Raw genomic sequence first — 21,649 nt, 5'->3', positions numbered from 1 at the left:
CTCGAACAATCGCCTGGGGAAAACCCCGCATCCAGCAAGGACGAGTGGTCAATGGAACTAAACAACGTGATTCTAAGCATAAACGATGAATCCAGAAACTACATGGGTCGGCATTGATGTTTCAAAAGCCAGTCTAGATGTGCATCTTCTGCCGCAAGGGACTGCCATTAAGGTAGACAACAGTGAGTCTGCAATTGAGTCATTGGTTGAGCAACTAGCACCGCTTAAACCAGAGTTGGCGGTGATGGAAGCGACCGGAGGGTTAGAACGAGTGGCGCATCGTCAACTCACTCAGGCTGGCATTCCAGTGGCGATCGTCAATCCGCGCAAAGTCAAAGCCTTTTCAACAGTGATGGGCAACGCCAAAACCGATGCCCTCGATGCCAATCTGTTGGCACAATATGCCGAACGGGTGCGACCTGCGGCGGTGCCTGTGCCCGACTTGAATAGCCAACAGTTGAGCGAGTTGGTCAGCCGTCGCCGCCAGTTGGTAGAAATGCAAGTGGCAGAGAAGAATCGCTTGACCCGTGCGAGTGAGACCATCAAAGCTGACCTCACAGACCATATCAAGCAGTTACAGCAGCGCATTGATGCCTTGAGTGAGCAGATTCAAACGCTTTCATTGGCACAAGCGCAATGGCAACTCAAGCGTCAAATTCTGCTGTCTGCTCCAGGCATTGGCAAGGTCACTTGTGCGGTCTGTTTAGCGGACTTACCAGAGTTAGGCACCCTTTCCGATAAGAAAATTGCCCGACTGGTGGGAGTCGCACCGATTAACCGCGACAGTGGCAAGCACAAAGGCAAACGCATGATTGAAGGGGGACGTGCCCATGTCAGAGCCGCGCTCTACATGGCAACCTTAGTCGCCACTCAGCATAATCCGGTGATTAAAGCCTTCTATCAACGCTTGCTGGCAAACGGCAAACTCAAGAAAGTTGCCCTCACTGCCTGTATGCGTAAGTTGCTCACCATTCTCAATGCCATGATCCGCGACCAGAAGCCCTGGAAACCCCCGCAGCCTTCTACTGTGGCAGTTCAACCAGCAGCCAATCCTAGTTAATGGACTCACGCTTGGTTGTTACCTTTTGGTTGCTCAATAGAAGAGGATTGAGCAATCTATTTTGTCCTGCTCAAATCTCAATCCCATCAATTTTTCATTTCCGCTTGACTTTCAAGACAATCGCTATGGTGGTCCAGGAGACGGGCTACCGCTCAATTTTGAGCATCTGGCACGGGCATTAGAGGAACGCTTTGGTGGCAACGTCGGTGTCTTAGAAGTCTTGCCCACGGTCCTATTTCTGCGGGGTTATTTAGATGAAATTGAGGACTATTGGGAACGGGGGGAAGGGTCTCGTCCACTCAGCCAGCAGGCAATCAATCATAATCTGGGAGTCTATGGATGGGACTTGCGGAATACCCTTTCTCGCAATGCAGATATTTGCCAGCAGGTACTAAACGCCAATCCACCCAAGGACGATTTTCTCAAACAGGTGGTCGAAAACCACAATGAACGGGCAGCAATCCGGGTACTCAATTCAGCCAGGGATGCATCCGGTCGGGCGTTGAGTCCCCTGCAAGCAGCGGCAGCACTGGGTGCAGAGGGCACCCAGGAAACCAGTAACGGTGACGGTATCGAGACATTAATTGTTTTGATTGGTTCAAATAATGCGCTGGGTAGCATTCTCACGTTTAAGGTGAAATGGTCAGCAGAAGGTTTTGATGACATGGATATCAACGACCAGTACACCGTCTGGCGTCCTATCCACTTCAAAGCAGAACTAGACCAGGTCGTTGCAGAAATCAAAAAAATTCCTGCGCGTCATGTAATTTTGGGCACGGTTCCCCATGTCACCATCGCGCCCTTTGCCCGTGGAGTCGCTAATAAGCTAAAACCGGGGTCTCGCTACTTTCCCTACTACACCCTTCCCTGGATTAATGATAGAGACTTCAACCCTGAGAAAAATCCCCATTTAACGGGAGAAGAGGCTCTATTGATCGACAGTGCAATTGATCAGTACAACGATGACATTACAGATGCTGTACGGCAGGCTCGCCAGGAAGGTAGAGACTGGTATTTGTTTGAGACGGCAGGACTGCTCGATCGTCTGGCAGCCCGTCGCTACCTGCTAGATCCCACCGCTCGCCCAAGCTGGTGGGATGAGGTGGGAGGGCAGTACCCACTGCCGCCGGAACTGCAAGCCCTTTCCCCGGTGCCAGATTCCCGCTTCTTTATCTCTAACTCCACAGGTCGTCGCATCCAGGGCGGATTATTCTCTTTAGATGGTATTCATCCCACGACGATTAGCTACGGTATCCTGGCACAGGAAATCATTAAGTTGATGGAATTGGCTGGAGTGAAATTCTATGGAAGCACAGGGAATACGCCCTTGCCCAGCCCAGTCAAGCTTGATTTCAATCGCCTGGTAGCGATCGACACCCTCATTAGTAATCCTCCCCGCACGGTTGCCAGTGTGCTCGATCGCATTAGCTTTATCGACAGTACCTTTAACCTGGTCAATAGCATGATTACTTCTAGCTATTGAATGGGAAGTAGGGAGAAGGTGCCAGGTGTCAGGCTTACGCTACAGACCACTAGTGCCTCTATCAACAAACTGCATACGCCTCCTGAATATCCTTTAACGCCTGGTAAAGGTCTTTCTGATGGTTCCAGCCAACGAAGCCTGCATACAAACATTCTCCCTGCGCAGACGCTACAAAGACATGATCGACCCCTAAAGAATTACGCCAGGTCAGAATTGCTCCTCCCGTATTGAGCTGCATGGTTAGTCGAGCTTTGCCAGCATCTCGCCAGTGAGCATCGGTAATTCCTGGAATAGCGTGTAATCGACGAATAATGCTGTCGTATTGAATTGCCTTGCCATCCTCAGAATTTAACCAGAATTGACGAATGGTAGTTGCAACCAGGGGGTGGTTCCGTAAGGCTTCATGGGATAGTCCTTGCAACTTAATAAATTGGGCGTTAGCAAATCGAGTGCATTCGACTGGAACGGTGCCATCACTGCCACCATCGAGATCTCCAGCAATCACCAGTGTTGGAATGGTAGCAGCGATAGTTTCGCCGATCGCCCTTCGATTTCTGCCCAAGTCCCGGGCAATCCCAATGCCCAGGTTAAATGGGTCAATAATTCGTCCCAAGTCTGCTCCACCGACTGGAGAGGCAACTAAAACAAAAGCATTTACCCTGGACCACCATTCCGGGTGACGGTTCAGCACCTCCAACCAGATTAAACCACCCATTGAATGACCAATAATTCTGATCGGGATCTCTGGATAACGGGCTATTTGTTCAATGGCAACCTTCTCAACGATTTCAACCAGGGGAGCCATTCTCAGCCAGGTTTGAACGTAATCCAATTTGGGGGCAATGACAAACGTGGTGTCGGTTGTCAAACTCTTCGCCAGAGCTAACATGGCGCGGTTATCGTCTGCCCAGCCATGTTGCACAAATAAAAGAAATGCTGGTGCTGTAGATAAGGCTTTCTTTGCGCTAGTAATATCCATATAAGGGGTCGTTTAAGCGTTTAGTTCAAGTAACCAGTAATTTGTAGTTTGTAGTTCTTCACCTGATCTGCTGCCCTGTTCCTATACCACCGATTATCTCGCTCTTCAAACCTATCGTTTTTAGTTATGCAACAATGGATTTGAGCGATCGCTTCTCTGACCGTCACATTTAATCCGCCTGATTGCTAACGATATTGACTCAACGTAAATTTCTGTAAAAACTAAAGTCTAATTTGGTATCCGAATAGACTTAGCTGCCTGGATTGTGTTTGTACTGTTAAGTAAAAGCCCTTTTCTGATGCTCGGCTGAGGCAAATTGAATGGACGATCTTTTAACATTGGCAGGTCTCCTAATAGGGATTGTAGCTGTCCTGTTGCTAATCATGGGCTTAATTTCTGCGCCCTGGCAGGTGTTGCTTTTGCTCCTGGTCATTGGGTTAGTGGTTATCTGGTGGTTAATGGAGCAAAATCGGTCGAGAAGCTTACCCCAGGAAGCTGAGGGGGTAAGTCCGTCTAATTATTCAGAGGCTCCCGTTGAGTCATCAGACCCCCAACCTATGCAGCCCCTAACCTATCGGGGAACTATCTATAAGCCAAAATCTGACTCAGAACTAGAAGTTTCAGGGAAGGGGGGAGAGATTTCTGGAAAATACCGTGGCAGTGTTTGGAAGAAGGCACCTGCGATCGACGCTCACCCAGAACAGATTGAGATTATTGGCAAGTATCGGGGCTGCACCTGGAAATCCTCCAACAGCCAAAAATAGCTTACATCCCTCTGAATCGGGATCCGGAGGGAACATAGGTACTGCCTGATCCGTCTTAATAACTAAAGATAGCCAGAAATATTTGGCAAGTAGAGGGGGTACACGGTAGCCCTATAGCGTCCCTTCTACTTGCCAATCTGTGTTGTTGTTGCGATCGTCCTATTGCGTAGGATAACTTGCGAATGTTTCAACCTTTAAAGCCGTATCCTTCGCCATCTTCAAACCATCGATAATCATGTTTCAGAAACCATTTTTTGCTGTTGTGTTGTCCCTGATTCCCACCATTGCTCTTGCCACGCCTGATTTGCCAAAACCTAACCCCAATGGTGATTATGCAACGCGCACAGGGCATCGACTTTGGGTAGTGGTTGATTCTGACCCGCGTGGATTAAACTGCCGTTGGTCTCCGGCAATGCCCGCTAACTGGTACGCTCCTTCAGCCGCACTGCCACCTGCCAATATAGGTCAGTGGCCCATTGTGCGACGCTTTAAGAGAAATGCAGTTTTGACCGCCAACACCGCTCCGGCTGGGTTTGGGCTGATGTACGATACTAGCAATAAACCCTGGCTCAAGGTCAATGTGGGCACTAAAGAGCAGATCTGCCTGGTTCGCGCTAATTCACAGTTTATTCAACCTATCCGACGCAAGCCAACAGGCGGTACTAATTTAAGGTAATTGCACAGAATGACAACAACGCCATTTAAAGATTACTTCTCTAAACTGGCACAGGGCTATGCCCGTTACCGCCCCCATTATCCCCAATCCTTGTTTGAATATCTGGCAAGTCTCATCCCTGAGGGCACGGTTGCCTGGGACTGTGCCACAGGAAATGGGCAGGTTGCGCTCAACCTGACGAATTATTTTCAACAGGTGTATGCGACCGATGCCAGCCCGCAGCAAATTGACCAGGCATTCCAGCATGAGCGCATTCATTACCAGGTTGCCCCAGCCGAGCGAACAAAACTGGCAGATCATTCGGTTGATCTGGTAACCGTAGGGCAGGCACTTCACTGGTTTAATCTGGAACAGTTTTACAGGGAGGTGCAACGAGTTGCCAAGCCAACGGGCATCGTTGCTGTCTGGTGCTATGGTTTTTTTGAGATCCCTGGGGTCACTGAATCGATTCACCAGGCTTTGCAGGATTTCTTTGCGCTAATTGAGCCATTTTGGACTCCAGAACGGGATCTGGTAATTCAGCATTATCAAACAATCCCTTTTCCTTTTGAGGAAGTGGTAGCTCCGACTTTTGAAATGGTTGTGGATTGGACAGTCCATCATTTGATTGGCTATCTAAGTACCTGGTCGGCTGTGCATTTGTTTTCTGAACAAGAAGGGATGAAGGTGATCTCCTCTGCCTGGAAGCGCATAGAAAATGCCTGGGGAGATCCTGAGACTACTCAACCGATTCAATGGCAGATCCACTCCAGGATTGGCAGAGTCGTGTAGGAGTATGCCGCCAGATAAATCCAAATAAACATTAGTCTATAGAAATTCTCAGCTTTGTGAGGTACGTTTTTGGCCGTTCTTGGTCATTGGTCATTAGTCGTGAGTGTTCCAGCGCGTGGCATAATCACAATCACGATCCCTATACTCACCAAAATGCTCCTCATCGGACTCATTAGCGGCACCTCTGTAGACGGCATTGATGCTGCACTGGTCGAAATTTTGGATTCTGATGGAGCATCCCTGCAAGTCAAACTTTTAGCTGGAGAAACTTACCCCTACCCGGCTGAACTGCGTGAACGAATTCTTGCGGTGTGTGGAGGTAGTCCTCTGTCAATGGAGGAGTTTGCCGGACTCGATGATGCGATCGCTCATCAATTTGCCCAGGCAGCCCTCAATATCCAAACTGGACATCCCCCTGTGGACGCGATCGGCTCCCACGGGCAGACTGTGTTCCATCGGCCCGCTTCGCCCCGCACCCCTCACTCTTCCATCGGCTACTCCCTTCAACTCGGACGCGGTGCCCTGATTGCGCACCTGACAGGCATTACCACAATCAGTAATTTCCGTGCCGCTGACATTGCGGCTGGAGGACAGGGTGCCCCTCTGGTCTCTGCCCTGGATGTTGCGCTCCTCTCCCACCCAACCCTCAGCCGCTGTGTCCAGAACATTGGTGGAATTGGCAACCTCACCTATCTTCCTGCCAGGTCCCAGCCATCCCCCCCGGCTTCTGCCATCCTGGGATGGGACACCGGACCCGGCAATGTTTTACTCGATCTGGCAGTCCAGCGTCTATCAGGAGGAACAAAAACCTACGATAAGGACGGAGCCTGGGCAGCCAGTGGCACCCCCTGCATAGAATTAGTCGATCAGTGGTTACAGCAAGGGTTTTTCCAAATCCCCCCTCCCAAGTCCACCGGAAGAGAATTATTTAGTCCTGCTTATTTGGAGCAGCGTCTCGCAGATGCAGCCCAGCACTGCCTCACGGCTGCGAATACTCTGGCAACCCTAACCGAACTGACCGCTGCTTCCATTGCGCTCAACTACCATCGCTTTCTACCCCAACTGCCTGATCAGGTTTTACTGTGTGGAGGAGGCAGCAAGAATCTATACTTGAGGAAGCGGCTACAAGCCCATCTGGAAGCCTCTTCTGTTCTCACAACGGATGAAGTCGGATTGAGCGCAGACTTTAAAGAGGCGATCGCCTTTGCCCTGCTTGCCTACTGGCGGCAAAAAGGCATTCCCGGTAATCTTCCTGAAGTAACCGGGGCAGCGAAAGCCGTCCTTTTAGGGGAAATTTACCAGGTGGATTGAACAACTGCGTGATAGCATGAATTACCGCTGGCATAGCCAAACGCAATCATCGCAAGGATAGGGCTGTGGCTCACACCTTTCTAATGCAGGCAGGACGCTGGTCCCTTCAGGGTAGCTGGCTTGAACGCAACGGAGCACCCATTACCGTTAAAGGTCGAACCCTGGTAGGTTGGAGCCGGGATAACTGGTTCACACTGGTGACGAAGCTGATTTTTCCGGGAACTGACCGGGAGGAGATCTCCTTTCAGTATCGTGGGCGTATGGATGCTGGAGAGCGCCAATACACGTTTGTTTTACAACACAGCCTGTTGGGGCGGGTTGAAGGTGAGGGTTGGGTAGCTCCCGAGTCCATTATTCAACGCTACTGGGTTTTGGGTGATCGCCAGCGTCGCAGTGGGTTTGAGACCCTGTACCGCATGAATGACGACACCTATTACTTTTCCAGTGGCATTATGGCAGGGCACTACCTGACAAGCACGATGGAAGCGATCCTGGAACGCCAGTCAGACTAGCCCTCATTACTAGTCCTCATTGCTTCAGATCACTGCCTGAGTATAAATTTGGGATGACCAGATCGCTACAATAACTTTACGGGATTACTAGAAATAAAGGTGTATTTACGATAATCGAATTGGCGTTTCACGGTTTCCTGCATTGATTGCTCTGTTTTGCGGATCATCAAAACGCATTGGAAAACCAGCGTGGGATTTCTCTTGCAGTGAATGTATGACAACAGATCCCTATATTGGACGGCTGCTCTCAAACCGTTACCAGATTGTAGAACTGGTTGGCAAAGGAGCAATGGGAAGAGTCTACCGGGCAGAAGATATTCTCCTGGGAGGAGTGATCGCGGTCAAACTCCTATCCCATGCCTTACTCAATAAGAAAATGCGCGATCGCTTCAAAGCTGAAGCTCGTACCTGCGCTCAACTGGGTCAAAAAACAATTCACATTGTCCGTGTGACTGACTATGGCGTAGACGATGAAGATATTCCCTTCTACGTGATGGAGTATTTACAGGGCGAAAGTCTGAGTGAAATCATCAGCTACCAGCCCGTTCCACTGCTCCGCTTTCTCAGCCTATCGCGCCAAATTTGCCTGGGATTGCAGTGCGCCCACCAGGGAATGAAGGTTGACAACAAATTGTGCCCCATCATTCACCGGGATATTAAACCCAGCAATATTCTGGTCAGTCAGGACACCAGCCTTGGAGAACTGGTCAAAATTCTTGATTTTGGCATCGCCAAATTGATCCAGGAAGATAGCGGCCAGACCAACTCTTTTATGGGAACGCTGGCGTATTGTTCGCCGGAGCAAATGGAAGGTCGAGAACTGGATGCCCGCTCCGACATTTACAGCCTGGGCGTGATGATGTTTGAAATGCTAACAGGCAAAATGCCCCTCCAGGCTGAAACCCACTCCTTTGGAGCCTGGTATCGGGCACACCACTCGCAGTCACCCCACAGTTTTACAGCCGCCAACCCCAGCCTGAAAATACCCAAGGCGCTGGAAAATTTGGTGATGAGCTGTTTAGAAAAAACCCCAAAGGATCGCCCCCAATCTGCGTCTGAGGTTTTGAGAGCCTTGGAGCCTTTGGAACAGCGCTACAGTGCCAGTCGAAATATCAGCGATCGCATCAGTGGTGTCCTACCCAAAAAATTAGACAGCGTCGAACTCGCTTACAAAAATCCGCCCTTTGTTGATGAAATCTGCCAATCGATAACCTGGCCTCCCAGTAAACCCACCGCCCAAATTGTCTTTGCCCAGAAAATTACCACCAGTAAAGGCGCACTGCCCGCCATTTGGGTCATGTTGCCCCAGCAGCAAATTCAAAATCTTCAAGTTTATAAGCTTTATAACAAGATTTACAAACAATTTATTTGTATCATGCAGCCCCATCCCATGCTGTTGTGGATTACGGCTGTTTACAATCCCTACCAGGGGCATGAGCAAGGACCCCGATGGATGCCCTGCTACCTGGATCTAAAGACTCCTCACGGACAGGAAACACTCCGCTTGCTGGCTGACAAAGGTCAATATCAGGTTCTACTGTTTGCCCTCGAGCGTCCTGAACAATGCGCTCACACTATTTCTGTGGGCATTAACGCTGCCCAATGTTCTGACCTCAAGCAATGGGCAATTACCAGCCCCTCATCTGTATCAGTTGGCAAACCAACCTTCAGCAAAGACCTGTTGAAAGCAGAACTAGAAAAACTCAAGCCCAAAGTCTCAGAAGAGATAGGAAACGACTCCTTTCCACCCCTTTAATTCGCGTTCAAGGGTAGTAGTCCGTCAGGATAGATTTGAGTTACTCCTCAAATCTACAAAACCGATTTTTGAGATGTTTTGACAGACCAGTAGGGATGACCAGTAGGGATAGATGGTGGGTAAGGGAGAGAACCCATCCCCGCTGCTCCCCTACTCTCCCATCTCCCTGCCATTTAGCGGCTCTGAGGTGGAAAGTAAATAATTGGATGCCAGCTTCGGTGCATTAGTTCACGGGTGAAGCTAGGAATTGACCATTCCTGAGGCTTGCCCAAACGGCTAGAGGTCACTGCGATCGCACTAACATCTGCCATCTGCGCGGCATCCAGGATTTCAACGATTGAGTCACCCTGACGGACTTCTGTAGGTTCTACAGATAGATTGATTGACTCCAACCCAGCTTTGACTTCGTTTAGCTCCTTCATAGCTGGTTCCACCTGGTAATCCTTGGGCAATCCGCGCCGGGTCACATCATCGACAACCCAGCAGAGATGACACTGTTGTAAGGAGTTTGAAGGTCTTTCCGCAGCCCTGGATTTAATTTGCTCAACTAAATACCTGGCGGTATCCGTTCCGTCGTAGGGTATCAGCAAGTTACGAAACAAATGCCGACAGCGTAACTCTAGTTCCTCACTGGTGTAGGTCGAGATTAGCTGAGGACGAACAATCATCAAAGGTACTCCCGTCCGTTCACATACTTTCATAGCAGTGCTGCCGAATAACTTTTCCGTAATTCGACTGCGAACGGGCATTCCTAGAATAATCAAATCAGCCTGGTAGCGTGTAGCAGTCTGCAAAATCAGGTCGCTTGGTCGCCCCGACTCAACCTCCACTTTGACTTCAACCCCTGCCGGAACATTTTGCAAAGCAACGCTCAAGCGTTCACGCGCTTTTTCAACCGCGACCTGATCCACTCTGGGAATTGTTCCACCGTCCAGGGATACGGTATGGAAAAAAATGATCTGGCTTGCGCCAGTTTCCGCTAAAAAGGGAACAAAGTGTGCAAAACGATGTAACCCATCAGAGAAATCGGTACAAAAGAGCAATCTTTGAAACATGGAAAATTAAGCTGCAAAGTTCAGGCTTACATGCTCCTAACACTAACACTCCAGACATCAATTAGCGCTAGTTTGGCAACCATTTCGCAGTGTCAGGTGCCAGATCGGAAGGATACTTTTAAATCTTTTGAATTGATTCCAGGCTGGCTTATACCAGCAACACAACTTGGAGTCAGGCAACTATCAGGCAACTAAAATAATAGAATAAATAAACCTATCGCTGCTTAGACCTTGAAGATAAGCGAGACGAAACAACCCATAGATACGAAGAATAGTTTAAAGGTTAGCAAACCCATCGTTTAGACAGTCCTCATCAGTCAGGAGGACTCGCACTGACGCCCCGTCGTCCCCAGCTTCTTTCCCACAAAGGAACAAAACAAGAGATAGAGGTCGCCCCTGCGATTGATCCAGAGACTACTGGAACTGGGGACCCGGCTCCAAACCCCACTCGTGCTTCAAGAAATGCTTATACATATTTTCGCGCATCACCATCTGCTCGTAGAGCTTGACCAGAAAATCTTGAGCTTGTTCACGACTCATTTTCTGGACCTGGGTTTCGAAGGATCGAATACTGAATTGTTGCTCCAGAGTTAACTCAATCGGTGTATCCATCATGTTCGACTCCAATATGAGAGAGTAGGTCATCAATTCCCACGACTCCAGATGCCCAGAGCAATGGTTTTGTTATAGCGACTGCCGGGTTATCCAGTATGGTTCCCCAATCAGGGCACCCAGCAACACTTCGTATTACAGAATATAACAATTGTTTGACAAAGTGCGTATACCCCCAAGTGGGTAATTTTGTCAGCTTTTTCTGACACCACGGGATGATTTTTTGATATTTGCATAGGATTTTCATCATCTAAATCCCTCCTATGGCAGGAGTTTGGGGGTGGCTTGCGGTTTCCGTTCTGTTCCATTAGAGAAGAGCAAATAGCCTTTGATAACGACTCGCTAACTAGATCAAAGGTTTAGAAGAGTCTTGTCTGACTTGCCCAGACTTTCAGTTACTGAGACAACACTTTGGACTGAGTAATGAATTTTCACCTGCGAGTAGGGGCTTTCAGGATACCCGATAAATTTTGTCGGGTATGTTTGACCGTGCATTTAGCCCGTGCTAGTATCGATTCCAACGAGTGTTTAATGAATGTTCAATTTCACCGAATCGCTCCCACCGATTGCTCCTACGAAGAGACTTTGACCCATGACCCAGGCAACGCAAACCCAGGCAACCCAACTAAAATCTCAGTCGGCGGCTACTTTTCGAGCGCTGAAATGTAAGGAATGCGGAACAGAGTATGAGCCGAAAGCGACTCACGTTTGTGAGTTTTGCTTTGGTCCCCTTGAAGTAGCTTATGATTACGATGCCCTGCGGCAAACGGTGACTCGTGAAAGCATTCAGGCTGGACCCCATTCCATTTGGCGCTACCGCCCATTTCTGCCTGTAATGACCGATCAGCCAATCGATGTGGGCACAGGCATGACTCCTCTGGTTCAGGCAAATCGGTTGGCTCGTCGTCTCGGGCTAAACAAGCTTTACATCAAAAATGATGCGGTGAACATGCCGACGCTCAGCTTCAAAGATCGGGTGGTATCCGTTGCTCTTACCCGGGCGCGGGAGTTAGGGTTTTCTACGGTATCCTGTGCCAGCACCGGCAATCTAGCTAACTCCACGGCAGCGATCGCAGCTCACGCGGGACTGGACTGTTGTGTCTTCATCCCAGCAGACCTGGAAGCCGGAAAGGTCATCGGTACGCTGATCTATAGCCCGACGGTGATGGCGGTTCAGGGAAATTATGACCAGGTCAATCGTCTTTGCTCTGAAGTGGCAAACACCCACGGTTGGGGATTTGTCAACATCAACCTGCGCCCCTATTATTCAGAGGGATCAAAAACCCTGGGCTACGAAGTGGCAGAGCAGCTAGGCTGGCAATTGCCTGACCATATTGTGGCTCCCCTGGCGTCTGGTTCTCTGTTTACCAAGATTTATAAAGGTTTCCGTGAATTTGTTGACGTGGGGCTGGTGGAAGATAAAGCCGTTCGCTTTAGTGGTGCCCAGGCAGAAGGTTGCTCACCGATTGCCCAGGCATACCGGGAAGGGCGTGATTTTATATCGCCAGTAAAACCCAACACAATTGCTAAATCGATCGCGATCGGTAATCCGGCAGACGGGGTTTATGCCGTTGACATTGCCCGTAAAACCAATGGCAGCATTGAATCGGTAACGGACGCAGAAATTATCGATGGTATTAAGTTACTGGCTGAAACTGAAGGTATCTTTACGGAAACTGCTGGGGGAACGACTGTTGCCGTTCTCAAAAAACTGGTAGAAGCCGGTAAGATTGATCCCGATGAGACCACCGTTGTTTACATCACAGGCAATGGCTTGAAAACCCAGGAAGCCATTCAAGGGTACATTGGTGAACCTCTAACGATTGAGCCGAAGCTCGATAGCTTTGAGCGTGCCCTGGAGCGCTCTCGCACATTAGAACGCTTAGAGTGGCAACAGGTGCTGGTTTAGTTAAGAATGAGGGATGAAAGATGAAGGATAAAGGATAATCTGTAAACCTTTAGCTCCTTTTGCGCTTCTTCCTTCAACTTTTCGCCTTCCCCCTTATTGCCTGATGCCTCCTAGCATTACACCTGGTTTGTTATAGCTTTCATCCTTCTTCTTTTAACCATGTCTGTCAAAGTTTTGATTCCCACTCCCTTGCAAAAATTAACGAACGATCAGGCAACCGTTGAATGTAATGGCAGCACCGTTGCCGAATTGCTCGAATCCCTGGAGCAAAGCTGTCCCGGTATAAAAGCCCGTCTCTGTGATGAAAAGGGCGAACTGCGGAGATTTGTCAATTTCTACGTCAACAGTGAGGATATCCGATTCCTGGATGGGGCTAACACATCTCTGAATGATGGCGATGAAGTCAGCATCATTCCTGCGATCGCAGGGGGCTAGTGTTTCACGGCAACCGTTTTTAGCCAGTTTTTGTCAGGCAGGTTGGTTGAACGCCAGTGAAGCCCAACCTTTTCAAGGCTTAGATCATGGCGCAAAGCCATAGCGCAAAGTTAAGCCCGCACTACATTAGTCCTTGCAGGTGTGCCCCAGGACTGAAAAGATCTGACGATGCTCAAACAGATCAACCAGGTGCTGGTTTAATTTGTCCTGGCTTGCCTCCTGGCGGAGAATTTTGATAGCAGTGCCGACAGACAGCCCCCGTTTATAGGGGCGATCTCCGGCTGTCAGAGCATCATAAATGTCTGAGATCGCCATAATTTGGGACTGAATTGGGATTTCTGACGCTTTTAACCCCAGGGGATAGCCTGTCCCATCCAGTTTTTCATGATGCCCATAGGCAATGGTGGGTACGTCTTTAAGCTGCTTCGTCCAGGGGATGCGCTGGAGAAATTGATAGGTATGAGTGACGTGGGACTGAATTGATTCCCGCTCCTCTTGGGTCAGGTTGCCCCTGGGCACTATTAGTTGCATCAGTTCCGCTTCAGTGAGCAATGGTTTTAACTGACCATCCACATCCTTGTAAGTATAGTCAGTGAGTTCCTTTAACTGTTTCAGGGGTTCTTCTGCCAAAATCCGGGGTTCATTGGTTTCTAACAACATCTGCCAGTAGTCATCCAGTTGGGCGATCGCAGTTTCTAGCTGCTGATCCAGGTTTGTCAGGTAATGGCAGTGGGGGCATTCCACTTCCTGCTCATGGTTTGGGCGATGACTGGGATGCTCAATCAGATGTCGGTACTTAGCTTGAGCGCACTCCATTTCCAGAGTCCGACGAACCAGGGCAAATCGGTTTCGCACCACCTCAAGCTGCATCGGGTAGAGTTTCTTCTGTTTGCCTAAAATAGCTTCTGGAACACCCACCTTGCCAAAATCATGGAGCAAAGCGGCATAACGGATTTCCTGAATTTGCCGCTCGTTGAAAGAAACCAATCGCAAAGGACCCGCAGGCACCGCACTGGCTTCTTCACTCAGGCGGACCGTCAAGTCAGCGACTCGTTCAGAATGACCCGACGTGCAGGGATCTCGCGCTTCAATAATTTGAACCGATGCTTTGACAAATCCTTCAAATAGGTTCTCGATACTCTCCTGCAACTGGTTGCGCTCAATCGAAATGGCTGCCTGACTTGCCAGCGATCGCAAAACCCGCTCTTCCCAAACAGAGTAAGGCTGTGTAGCCTCCAACGCATTTTCTGCAGTTATGGTGATGTCTGACTGAATCTTGCGGTTGATTAGTTGCAAAACCCCAATCGTTTCCTGTTCCTGGTTTTGCATAGGCAAGATCAACACTGAACGAGTTCGATAATGGATGCTGCGATCAAAACTCCGATCCAGTTGATAGGGAACGCCCTCAGGCAAGTCATAGGCATCCAAAATATTCAAACTTTCGCCCGTCAAGGCTACGTACCCTGCCAGACTTTTATAGGTCATTGGCATCGCAAATTCGCGGAAAGAGGCGGCTGGTTTAGAGTCGTTTTGAGCCACCTTAAACCAGAGAACTGGAACCTCACTATTGCGATCAATCAGATAGACGCTTCCAGCATCACTTGAGGTGATTTCCCGACTCTTGGTTAAAATTAATGACAACAGCTCACCCAAGTCATAGGTGCTAGAAAGCGCTGTGCCAATTGCTAGAAGCTGCTCAATCAGTTCAGCCCGTTCAATCGATTCCTGAGAAAACTCTCGGTTATCTTTCATAACCAAACCTCAGAACGGCGCATGGCAGTCATCCTGAAATTCGCTCAACGGCTCAGAATTTCCAACAAGGCTACACAAACATCCTCTCTCACTCATCATGGATGGCAATTTACATCGAGTTTTACTAAAGAGCACCAGCTAAATCAATAACACTAGACAACCAAATAAATCTAAACCTACCAATCAGATTTCACTAGCTACTGTTCCCTGTAACAGAGTTACCCCAACAGGGCAACTTTAGACCTCACCATTCCTTCATCTTTTTCCAGTACAAAACTTCTGAATGGAATTGCTAGTAAAACTTAGTGTAAATCTTACTTACTCATCTGCCTGGTAGCTTCTGCCTCCTTCAGAATGAACATCGAATTTATGCTGCTTAGGATTAAATTAACTCAAGTTGTTATAGCATTTCCTTTCTGGGTGAGGTACATCTCATCTATTTGACTCAAGGGTTCTACGGCTATCCCTATACCTCACTGGATTCAAAAACGCTATAGTCAGAGGCGAGGTAACAGATGCAATTAAAAGAAGCTGACCAAAAGCTTGAAAGCTTTGGAGAAAAGGAAATGACTACCGAAATTATAGCGATTTATGCCGCCACGGGTGCCTTACTCAAACCCATTGAATATGAGAAAAACTACCGGGTCAGCGGTAATCCCTACTGAGGACAGTCTTATCTCAAAAAGCATGAATTGATACTGGGATCCTCGGTAGATTACCGCATAAGTCCAGATACTATTGAGGCGTAGTGAGTGAGTAATTAATTTTGCACCGTCTGATACCATTTTGGGTTTCGGATTTTAGATTTTGGATTGTAGAAACCCTGCATAGGCATGGTTCTAATCCTTCATCTGCCGCATCTTCAATTTAAATTGGTATGACCGTCAAAAAGGTTCCCCTCGTTCCAAGTCTCTGACTTGGAATGTCAGGTCGGAGGCTCTGCCTCCACTCGCAAAGAGGCAGAGCCTCGCTGTTCGGTTCCCAGGCAGAGACTAGGGTAGTTTTTTAACAAGCCCTAACCCTACTCCGCACTCGGCACTATTTGAACAAGGGTTGCCGAACTTACGTTGGAGTTTAATAGTCAGCTTTACCTGTTTGAGCAGGGTAAGGGGTCGCTAACCATGCTCATCCGCTGTTGGTGGGCGCCTTGGGTTGCCGACTCGTTGCACTCTGCACGCTCAATTTTTCCCCCTAACCTGTACTCTATACGCATAGCCATTCTGCCCATCCCACCCTGCCTGCCCACTATGATGCACAGCTTTATCTCCCCGGAGCGTTTTTTCCCCTATCTCACCTGGACGGATATTCAGGCAATGCCCGATAAGGAGAATGTAGTCGTGATTCAACCCGTGGGTGCGATTGAACAGCATGGACCCCATTTGCCACTGGTGGTGGATGCGGCGATCGGGCTGGGGGTGTTGGGTCGGGCACTGGCAAAACTGCCGCATACAATTCCTGCCTACGCTCTGCCTTGCCTCTATTACGGGAAGTCGAATGAGCACTGGCACTTCCCTGGAACGATTACCTTAAGTGTTCAAACGCTGTTAGCTATCTTGATGGAGGTGGGGGAGTCGGTTTACCGTGCTGGGTTTCGGAAGCTGGTGCTGATGAACTCCCACGGGGGACAACCGCAGGTGATAGAAATTGCAGCGCGGGATCTGCATCAAAAGTATGAGGATTTTGCTGTCTTTCCGTTGTTTACCTGGCGGGTGCCTAATGTTGCGGCCGACCTGTTAACGGCAAAGGAACTGGCGTTAGGAATCCATGCCGGAGATGCAGAAACCAGTCTGTTACTTTCTCTATTGCCCGATCAGGTCAGGATGGACCGGGCAGTGGTGGAATATCCCCAGGGCTTACCAACCGACGGCTTGTTGAGTATGGAAGGCGCTCTGCCATTTGCCTGGGCGACACGGGACATTAGCCAGAGTGGCACGCTGGGTGACCCAACTACTGCGACCAAGGAAAAGGGCGATCGCATTCTAGAATCCCTGGCTGAGGGGTGGGTTCAGGTCATTCAGGATATTCATCGTTTTCAGCTACCCAAGGCATGGAAGGGACATCATATTTGACTGAAATTTTGCCAGTTTGATTGAAACAGGTTGGTAAGTCTCTAGAATTGAAATGCTGAAATTTGGATTTGCTACTAGACGTGAGACTCTGGGGGATAGACTGGAAGTCATCTAAATTCTCTGTGATAAGTTTGAAACCTTTATCGGGGTCTAGAGTCAAAATTCTATGGGCTATTCAGTCCAAAGCAGGGAGAGTACGGAGGTTAATGTAGATTGTGAACGTTGGAGAACTTTTTCAGAGAGGCGGGATTACCATCATCCCCCTGCTACTGCTTTCGGTACTGGCTCTAAGTGTCATCATTGAGCGCCTGTGGTTTTGGTCCAGTGTTTTGACCAAGGAACGGGAAATTGTCAATCGAGTGCTGGATGCATCCCGACGGGATTGGCTATCGGCAGCGGAAATTGCTAGACAGGCTTATGACCAGCCAATCGGTCGGTTTCTCTTTAGTCCGCTCCAGTTAAAAAATCCTGATCCTGAGATATTTAGACTGGCGTTGGAAGCCACGGCGGATGATGAACTGGCATCCATGCGGCGAGGAGATAAGGTGCTGGAAGCGGTCATTGCCCTATCGCCGTTGCTGGGTCTGTTAGGCACCGTGATTGGATTGATTATTTCTCTCCGCTCCATCCGCATTGGTGATATTGGTACGGCTTCAACGGCAGGAGTCACGACTGGAATTGGTGAAGCGTTGATCAGCACTGCCTTTGGATTAATTGTGGCAATTTTCAGTCTGGCGTTCTATCGTCTATTTCAAGGTTTTATTTTCTTTCAGGCACGAGTTTTTCGGAGAGCCGGAAACGAGCTGGAACTCCTTTATCGCCTGCGATGGGCGCAGAGTAGGGATCCTGATGGGGAGAGCGAACCGCCTTTGGAGGGATAAGGTTAAGGAGTCAGGCGAACCGATTATCACCTCCTCTCTCTCCCCCTCTCCCCTCTTGCTTTCCTCTGCCCCTTGCTTCCTCTGTTCCTTTCCTTGCCCACTCGTTCACTCACACCACGCTCACGATGAAAGTTAACCTGGATTCCCCAACGGATGAGGTACAGATTCAACTCATTCCTCTGATTGATGTGATTTTCTGTATCCTGACGTTCTTTATCCTGGCGGCGTTACAACTGACGCGGCAGCAGGCAATCAATATCGATTTGCCGAAGGCGAACACAGGCGTAACCCAGATGCGAGATATGCTGGTTGTGACGATTAATGCAACCGGGCAAACGTTTATTGACCGCCAGTTTGTCGATCGCAGTCAGCTTTACCAGTCTCTTCAGGCATACCGTGAAAAGAACCCTGGTGGTCTGCTGGTGTTGTATGCCTCCCAGACCGCGTTTTATAACGATGTGGTGCAGGTTTTGGATTTGATGCGGCAGGTGGGGGGCGATCGCGTTGCACTGGCAACCTTACCGGCGAACACCAGTTCTACTCCCGGTACTAGCCCGCCTCCTGGCACGACAGGATTTCCTCCTGGTGTCAGTCCAACTCTGACTCCTTATAACCCGTTTGGAACGCCCAGTCCCTTACCGACCTTTAATCCAGACCAGTATCAAATCCCGCCAACGACTGGACAGCCGCCTGCTGGAGCTATTCCCGGTGGCACACCAACCCCAACCGTTCCTTGAGCTGAAGTAAAATACCAGGACTCAAGCAAGATCCCCGGAATCTTCGAGATTCCGGGGATCTTAGATTTGTTGGTTCTGTCCCTTTCACCCAACAGGCTTAAACTTTGGCTAGTTCGGGGGTGGGACGCTTGCTATTGCGAATGCCTGAAATCTCTGCTGCATAGTCCTTCGCTTTGAAAACAGCAGAACCCGCCACGATCGCATTTGCCCCAGCTTCCAGCACCTTCCAGGTATTGTTTGCCTTCAAACCACCATCGACCTCAATCCAGGGATCAAGTCCTCGTTCATCACACATCTGGCGCAACTGGCGGATCTTGGGCACAGCCGATTCAATAAAGCTCTGTCCCCCAAATCCGGGGTTGACGCTCATAATCAGCACAATGTCGCAGAGTTCCAGAACGTATTCCAGCAGTTCTAGCGAACTACCAGGATTGAGAACCGCACCCGCTTTCTTACCCAGTTCCTTAATCTGCCCCAGCGCACGGTGAATATGGATTGTGGAGCTAGACTCCGCATGAACCAGGATGTGATCAGCACCGGCTTTAGCGAAATCGGCAACGTACCTTTCTGGTTCCACAATCATCAGGTGAACATCCAGAGGCTTTTGGGTCACAGGACGGAGTGCCTCCACAATCAGGGGACCAATGGTGATGTTAGGGACGAACCGACCATCCATGACATCGACATGAATCCAGTCTGCCCCAGCGGCATCAACGGCACGAACTTCTTCTCCCAGGCGGCTAAAATCGGCTGATAAGATAGATGGAGCAACAACAACAGGTTTTCTGGATGGGGTTTGGGTCATGGCTGGCAGTGTCTCCTAGCGGTGCTTGATTGGTAATTATTTTAACAAAATGTGATAAAAGTCCTGAATCATTCTCAGGATTTGCTCCCTAACGGCTTCGTTCATTCCCGTCAAACTTTTGTGGAGAGGCATTTGTGGCGCGGCAGCAATTTTTCAGTCGGTGGGCATGGATGGCGCTAGGGCTGACATCCGTTTTTCTTGGAAAGGCAGTGATAGCCGAGGATTTGCTCCGTTCCAGCTCAATTGGTGAAGCGGGGATTGATGCCATTCGGTTACACAATTCTCCCTATAACTTAACGGGACGCAAAATTGCGATCGGACAGGTTGAGATTGGTCGTCCTGGTCAATTTGGGATTGACAAAGCGGTTGCCCGCAACCAGGCAATGGCGATCCATCGAGTGTTTTACCGCAATGCCCCTCCCCGAATTAATACCAATGTGGATGGTCATGCCCAGAATGTCGCCAGTATTATGATTAGTTCGGCTAAGGCGATGCGAGGGGTGGCACCGGGGGCACGGCTCTATTCCTCAGCCGCCGGGACTCCGAAACGCTATGGTCAACCAGAAGAATGCCTGTCTGCCCAGCATATTGCGATGCAAAACGGGGGAGACGTGCGGGCAATTAACTTTAGCTTTGGTGAAGCGCTGCGGCAAGACCCTCGCCCAAAACCTCTATTGGATGGCAATGCGCTGCTGACTCAATGTGTGGACTGGTCTGCTCGTGTCCATAATGTTCTCTATGTGATTGCGGGCAATCAGGGAAAGGGTGGCATTTCAATTCCAACAGATAATTACAACGGGATTAATGTAGCGTTTACAACCCGTCTGGAAGGGCTATTTAAGAAGGTGGATTTTGCCAATTTGGGCGACCCCTCCGGCTCAGGGTCAGGAATTGAGGGGATTGAGAGCAATGTTGGTCCTCGACGGGCGATCGGGCTGGTCGCTCCGGGCAATGAAATTGCGATGGTGTCGCTGAATGGAAACCTGAACACGTCTAGTGGTACCAGTTTTGCAGCCCCCCATGCGACCGCAACTGCGGCACTGCTCCAGGAATATGGCGATCGCCAGTTGCGGGTAAGCTGCAAAAAAACACCGGGTTGTGCCCTTCCCTGGAGCCTGGATGCCCGCCGTCATGAGGTGATGAAAGCGGTTTTGCTAAACTCGACGGACAAAGTCAAGGATGATGGCACAGGGTTGCACCTGAAAATGACCCGCACCATCCTGGATAAAAATAACCGCTCCTGGGTGCAGTCGGATGCGTTCAAAAGCCGTAAAATCCCCCTCAATATTCAGATGGGAACTGGACAACTGAATGCATTTCGGGCATATCAGCAGTTTAGCCCTGGTCAGTGGAGTCCGGAGTCACCAGTTCCGGCGATTGGATGGGACTACCGGACGGTGAGCTGGGCGGCAGGGGAACCGAAGAGTGGAGGAGGCGAGGGGCAAGGGAAACCGGGGGAGGCACTCTCAACTCAAAACTCTCAACTCAAAACTCCAAATTCCCCAGTTGCTTCATTCCGGGATTACGTGTTGGAGAAGCCGTTACAGAAAGGTAGCTTTGTCTCGGTAACGCTGACCTGGAATCGTCTGGTGGAATTACTGGATAAAAATCAGAATGGTGAGTTTGATCTGGGTGAAAGTTTCCGCGATCGCGGACTGAACAACCTAGACCTTTACCTGATGCGCGCGGAAGACAATGACATTCGCCAAAGCATCTGGTCATCTATCAGCGAGGTAGACAGTGTGGAACACATTTTTCAGCAGATTCCTGAAACGGGTCGCTATAAGATTCGAGTGGTGTTTCAGAATCGAGTCAATGAGATAACTCAAGCCTATGCGATCGCCTGGTGGACGATGCCTGCCCGTTAATCACGAGTGTTGCAAACATTAAATTTTGCAATATGGGGGTTTGGGGACTTCGCCTTCAAGAAGGGGTGTTTGGAGTAATACCAATTCTTTATAAGGTTGCACTGAACAAGGGGCTTAATCCCCTTGCCTTACAAGGGTTAATTCTGCTCATTCTTAAATGAAATTGGTATGAGGCGGTAGGTGTGAGGAATAGTAATGGATAGATTATGTAGCT

The 21,649-nt window shown here is 49.4% G+C and carries 19 protein-coding genes; 14 read left to right on the top strand and 5 right to left on the bottom strand.

From position 1 onward, the window contains the following. Positions 1-85: 85 nt before the first annotated feature. Positions 86-1,060: an IS110 family RNA-guided transposase gene (locus tag AC1S52_RS14575; protein WP_482029748.1), complete on the top strand. Its 975-nt coding sequence runs from the start codon at positions 86-88 to the stop codon at positions 1,058-1,060. Between the two features lie 61 nt (positions 1,061-1,121). Further along, complete coding sequence (locus AC1S52_RS14570; protein ID WP_482029747.1) at positions 1,122-2,543, top strand: hypothetical protein; 1,422 nt, start codon at positions 1,122-1,124, stop codon at positions 2,541-2,543. Positions 2,544-2,604: 61 nt separating this feature from the next. Here the strand turns inward: AC1S52_RS14570 and AC1S52_RS14565 are convergent, their stop codons facing one another. Further along, positions 2,605-3,522 (bottom strand): alpha/beta fold hydrolase, encoded by a 918-nt coding sequence (locus AC1S52_RS14565; protein WP_482029746.1) that lies wholly within the window; start codon positions 3,520-3,522, stop codon positions 2,605-2,607. Positions 3,523-3,842: 320 nt separating this feature from the next. Here AC1S52_RS14565 and AC1S52_RS14560 point away from each other — a divergent pair, with 320 nt between their 5' ends. The 6 genes from AC1S52_RS14560 (at position 3,843) to AC1S52_RS14535 (ending at position 9,312) form a co-directional block, all read left to right on the top strand. Then, the gene (locus AC1S52_RS14560; protein WP_482029745.1) at positions 3,843-4,286 is read left to right on the top strand and encodes a DUF4278 domain-containing protein; all 444 of its coding nucleotides are present in this window, start codon (positions 3,843-3,845) and stop codon (positions 4,284-4,286) included. Between the two features lie 235 nt (positions 4,287-4,521). Then, positions 4,522-4,962, top strand: coding sequence for a hypothetical protein (locus AC1S52_RS14555; protein ID WP_482029744.1), 441 nt, complete (start codon positions 4,522-4,524; stop codon positions 4,960-4,962). Between the two features lie 9 nt (positions 4,963-4,971). Then, positions 4,972-5,733 (top strand): class I SAM-dependent methyltransferase, encoded by a 762-nt coding sequence (locus AC1S52_RS14550; protein WP_482029743.1) that lies wholly within the window; start codon positions 4,972-4,974, stop codon positions 5,731-5,733. Between the two features lie 153 nt (positions 5,734-5,886). Further along, positions 5,887-7,044: an anhydro-N-acetylmuramic acid kinase gene (locus tag AC1S52_RS14545; RefSeq protein WP_482029742.1), complete on the top strand. Its 1,158-nt coding sequence runs from the start codon at positions 5,887-5,889 to the stop codon at positions 7,042-7,044. Positions 7,045-7,109: 65 nt separating this feature from the next. Further along, positions 7,110-7,556: a hypothetical protein gene (locus AC1S52_RS14540; RefSeq protein WP_482029741.1), complete on the top strand. Its 447-nt coding sequence runs from the start codon at positions 7,110-7,112 to the stop codon at positions 7,554-7,556. 214 nt (positions 7,557-7,770) lie between these two features. Further along, a complete protein-coding gene (locus tag AC1S52_RS14535) occupies positions 7,771-9,312 on the top strand; it encodes a serine/threonine protein kinase (RefSeq protein WP_482029740.1) in 1,542 nt (513 codons plus the stop codon). Between the two features lie 173 nt (positions 9,313-9,485). Here the strand turns inward: AC1S52_RS14535 and AC1S52_RS14530 are convergent, their stop codons facing one another. Further along, entirely contained in the window at positions 9,486-10,367 is an 882-nt protein-coding gene (locus AC1S52_RS14530; RefSeq protein ID WP_482029739.1) for a universal stress protein, read from the bottom strand. A gap of 414 nt (positions 10,368-10,781) precedes the next feature. Continuing rightward, on the bottom strand, positions 10,782-11,012 hold the full coding sequence (locus tag AC1S52_RS14525; protein ID WP_482029738.1) for an NblA/ycf18 family protein: 231 nt from the start codon (positions 11,010-11,012) through the stop codon (positions 10,782-10,784). A 559-nt stretch (positions 11,013-11,571) separates the two neighbouring features. Here AC1S52_RS14525 and thrC point away from each other — a divergent pair. Continuing rightward, positions 11,572-12,888: a threonine synthase gene (gene thrC, locus AC1S52_RS14520; RefSeq protein WP_482029737.1), complete on the top strand. Its 1,317-nt coding sequence runs from the start codon at positions 11,572-11,574 to the stop codon at positions 12,886-12,888. A gap of 159 nt (positions 12,889-13,047) precedes the next feature. Next, a complete protein-coding gene (locus AC1S52_RS14515) occupies positions 13,048-13,323 on the top strand; it encodes a MoaD/ThiS family protein (RefSeq protein WP_482029736.1) in 276 nt (91 codons plus the stop codon). Positions 13,324-13,449: 126 nt separating this feature from the next. Here the strand turns inward: AC1S52_RS14515 and AC1S52_RS14510 are convergent, their stop codons facing one another. Continuing rightward, positions 13,450-15,075: an HD domain-containing phosphohydrolase gene (locus tag AC1S52_RS14510; protein WP_482029735.1), complete on the bottom strand. Its 1,626-nt coding sequence runs from the start codon at positions 15,073-15,075 to the stop codon at positions 13,450-13,452. Positions 15,076-16,322: 1,247 nt separating this feature from the next. Between AC1S52_RS14510 and AC1S52_RS14505 the strand changes: the two genes are divergently transcribed. From AC1S52_RS14505 to AC1S52_RS14495, 3 genes are all read left to right on the top strand, one after another. After that, positions 16,323-17,144, top strand: a complete 822-nt coding sequence (locus tag AC1S52_RS14505) for a creatininase family protein (protein WP_482029734.1) — start codon at positions 16,323-16,325, stop codon at positions 17,142-17,144. 215 nt (positions 17,145-17,359) lie between these two features. After that, positions 17,360-18,025, top strand: coding sequence for a MotA/TolQ/ExbB proton channel family protein (locus tag AC1S52_RS14500; RefSeq protein ID WP_482029733.1), 666 nt, complete (start codon positions 17,360-17,362; stop codon positions 18,023-18,025). A gap of 125 nt (positions 18,026-18,150) precedes the next feature. Beyond that, positions 18,151-18,762, top strand: coding sequence for an ExbD/TolR family protein (locus AC1S52_RS14495; RefSeq protein ID WP_482029732.1), 612 nt, complete (start codon positions 18,151-18,153; stop codon positions 18,760-18,762). A 97-nt stretch (positions 18,763-18,859) separates the two neighbouring features. Here the strand turns inward: AC1S52_RS14495 and rpe are convergent, their stop codons facing one another. Beyond that, positions 18,860-19,567 carry a ribulose-phosphate 3-epimerase gene (rpe, locus tag AC1S52_RS14490; RefSeq protein WP_482029731.1) on the bottom strand — a complete coding sequence of 236 codons (708 nt, stop codon included), beginning with the start codon at positions 19,565-19,567 and terminating at the stop codon, positions 18,860-18,862. 134 nt (positions 19,568-19,701) lie between these two features. Between rpe and AC1S52_RS14485 the strand changes: the two genes are divergently transcribed. Beyond that, positions 19,702-21,435 carry a S8 family serine peptidase gene (locus tag AC1S52_RS14485; protein ID WP_482029730.1) on the top strand — a complete coding sequence of 578 codons (1,734 nt, stop codon included), beginning with the start codon at positions 19,702-19,704 and terminating at the stop codon, positions 21,433-21,435. Positions 21,436-21,649: the final 214 nt, after the last annotated feature.

It is taken from the genome of Kovacikia sp. CALU 1929, assembly GCF_056784235.1.
This window is presented reverse-complemented; position numbering and strand designations above follow the sequence as displayed.

Excerpts from the sequence above, each read along its gene's own strand:
- AC1S52_RS14525 (WP_482029738.1), bottom strand. The coding sequence starts at position 11,012 with ATGACCTACTCTCTCATATTGGAGTCGAACATGATGGATACACCGATT.
- rpe (WP_482029731.1), bottom strand. The coding sequence starts at position 19,567 with ATGACCCAAACCCCATCCAGAAAACCTGTTGTTGTTGCTCCATCTATC.
- AC1S52_RS14535 (WP_482029740.1), top strand. The coding sequence starts at position 7,771 with ATGACAACAGATCCCTATATTGGACGGCTGCTCTCAAACCGTTACCAG.
- AC1S52_RS14545 (WP_482029742.1), top strand. The coding sequence starts at position 5,887 with ATGCTCCTCATCGGACTCATTAGCGGCACCTCTGTAGACGGCATTGAT.
- AC1S52_RS14560 (WP_482029745.1), top strand. The coding sequence starts at position 3,843 with ATGGACGATCTTTTAACATTGGCAGGTCTCCTAATAGGGATTGTAGCT.
- AC1S52_RS14555 (WP_482029744.1), top strand. The coding sequence starts at position 4,522 with ATGTTTCAGAAACCATTTTTTGCTGTTGTGTTGTCCCTGATTCCCACC.
- AC1S52_RS14550 (WP_482029743.1), top strand. The coding sequence starts at position 4,972 with ATGACAACAACGCCATTTAAAGATTACTTCTCTAAACTGGCACAGGGC.
- thrC (WP_482029737.1), top strand. The coding sequence starts at position 11,572 with ATGACCCAGGCAACGCAAACCCAGGCAACCCAACTAAAATCTCAGTCG.
- AC1S52_RS14565 (WP_482029746.1), bottom strand. The coding sequence starts at position 3,522 with ATGGATATTACTAGCGCAAAGAAAGCCTTATCTACAGCACCAGCATTT.
- AC1S52_RS14505 (WP_482029734.1), top strand. The coding sequence starts at position 16,323 with ATGATGCACAGCTTTATCTCCCCGGAGCGTTTTTTCCCCTATCTCACC.
- AC1S52_RS14510 (WP_482029735.1), bottom strand. The coding sequence starts at position 15,075 with ATGAAAGATAACCGAGAGTTTTCTCAGGAATCGATTGAACGGGCTGAA.
- AC1S52_RS14575 (WP_482029748.1), top strand. The coding sequence starts at position 86 with ATGAATCCAGAAACTACATGGGTCGGCATTGATGTTTCAAAAGCCAGT.
- AC1S52_RS14530 (WP_482029739.1), bottom strand. The coding sequence starts at position 10,367 with ATGTTTCAAAGATTGCTCTTTTGTACCGATTTCTCTGATGGGTTACAT.
- AC1S52_RS14495 (WP_482029732.1), top strand. The coding sequence starts at position 18,151 with ATGAAAGTTAACCTGGATTCCCCAACGGATGAGGTACAGATTCAACTC.
- AC1S52_RS14515 (WP_482029736.1), top strand. The coding sequence starts at position 13,048 with ATGTCTGTCAAAGTTTTGATTCCCACTCCCTTGCAAAAATTAACGAAC.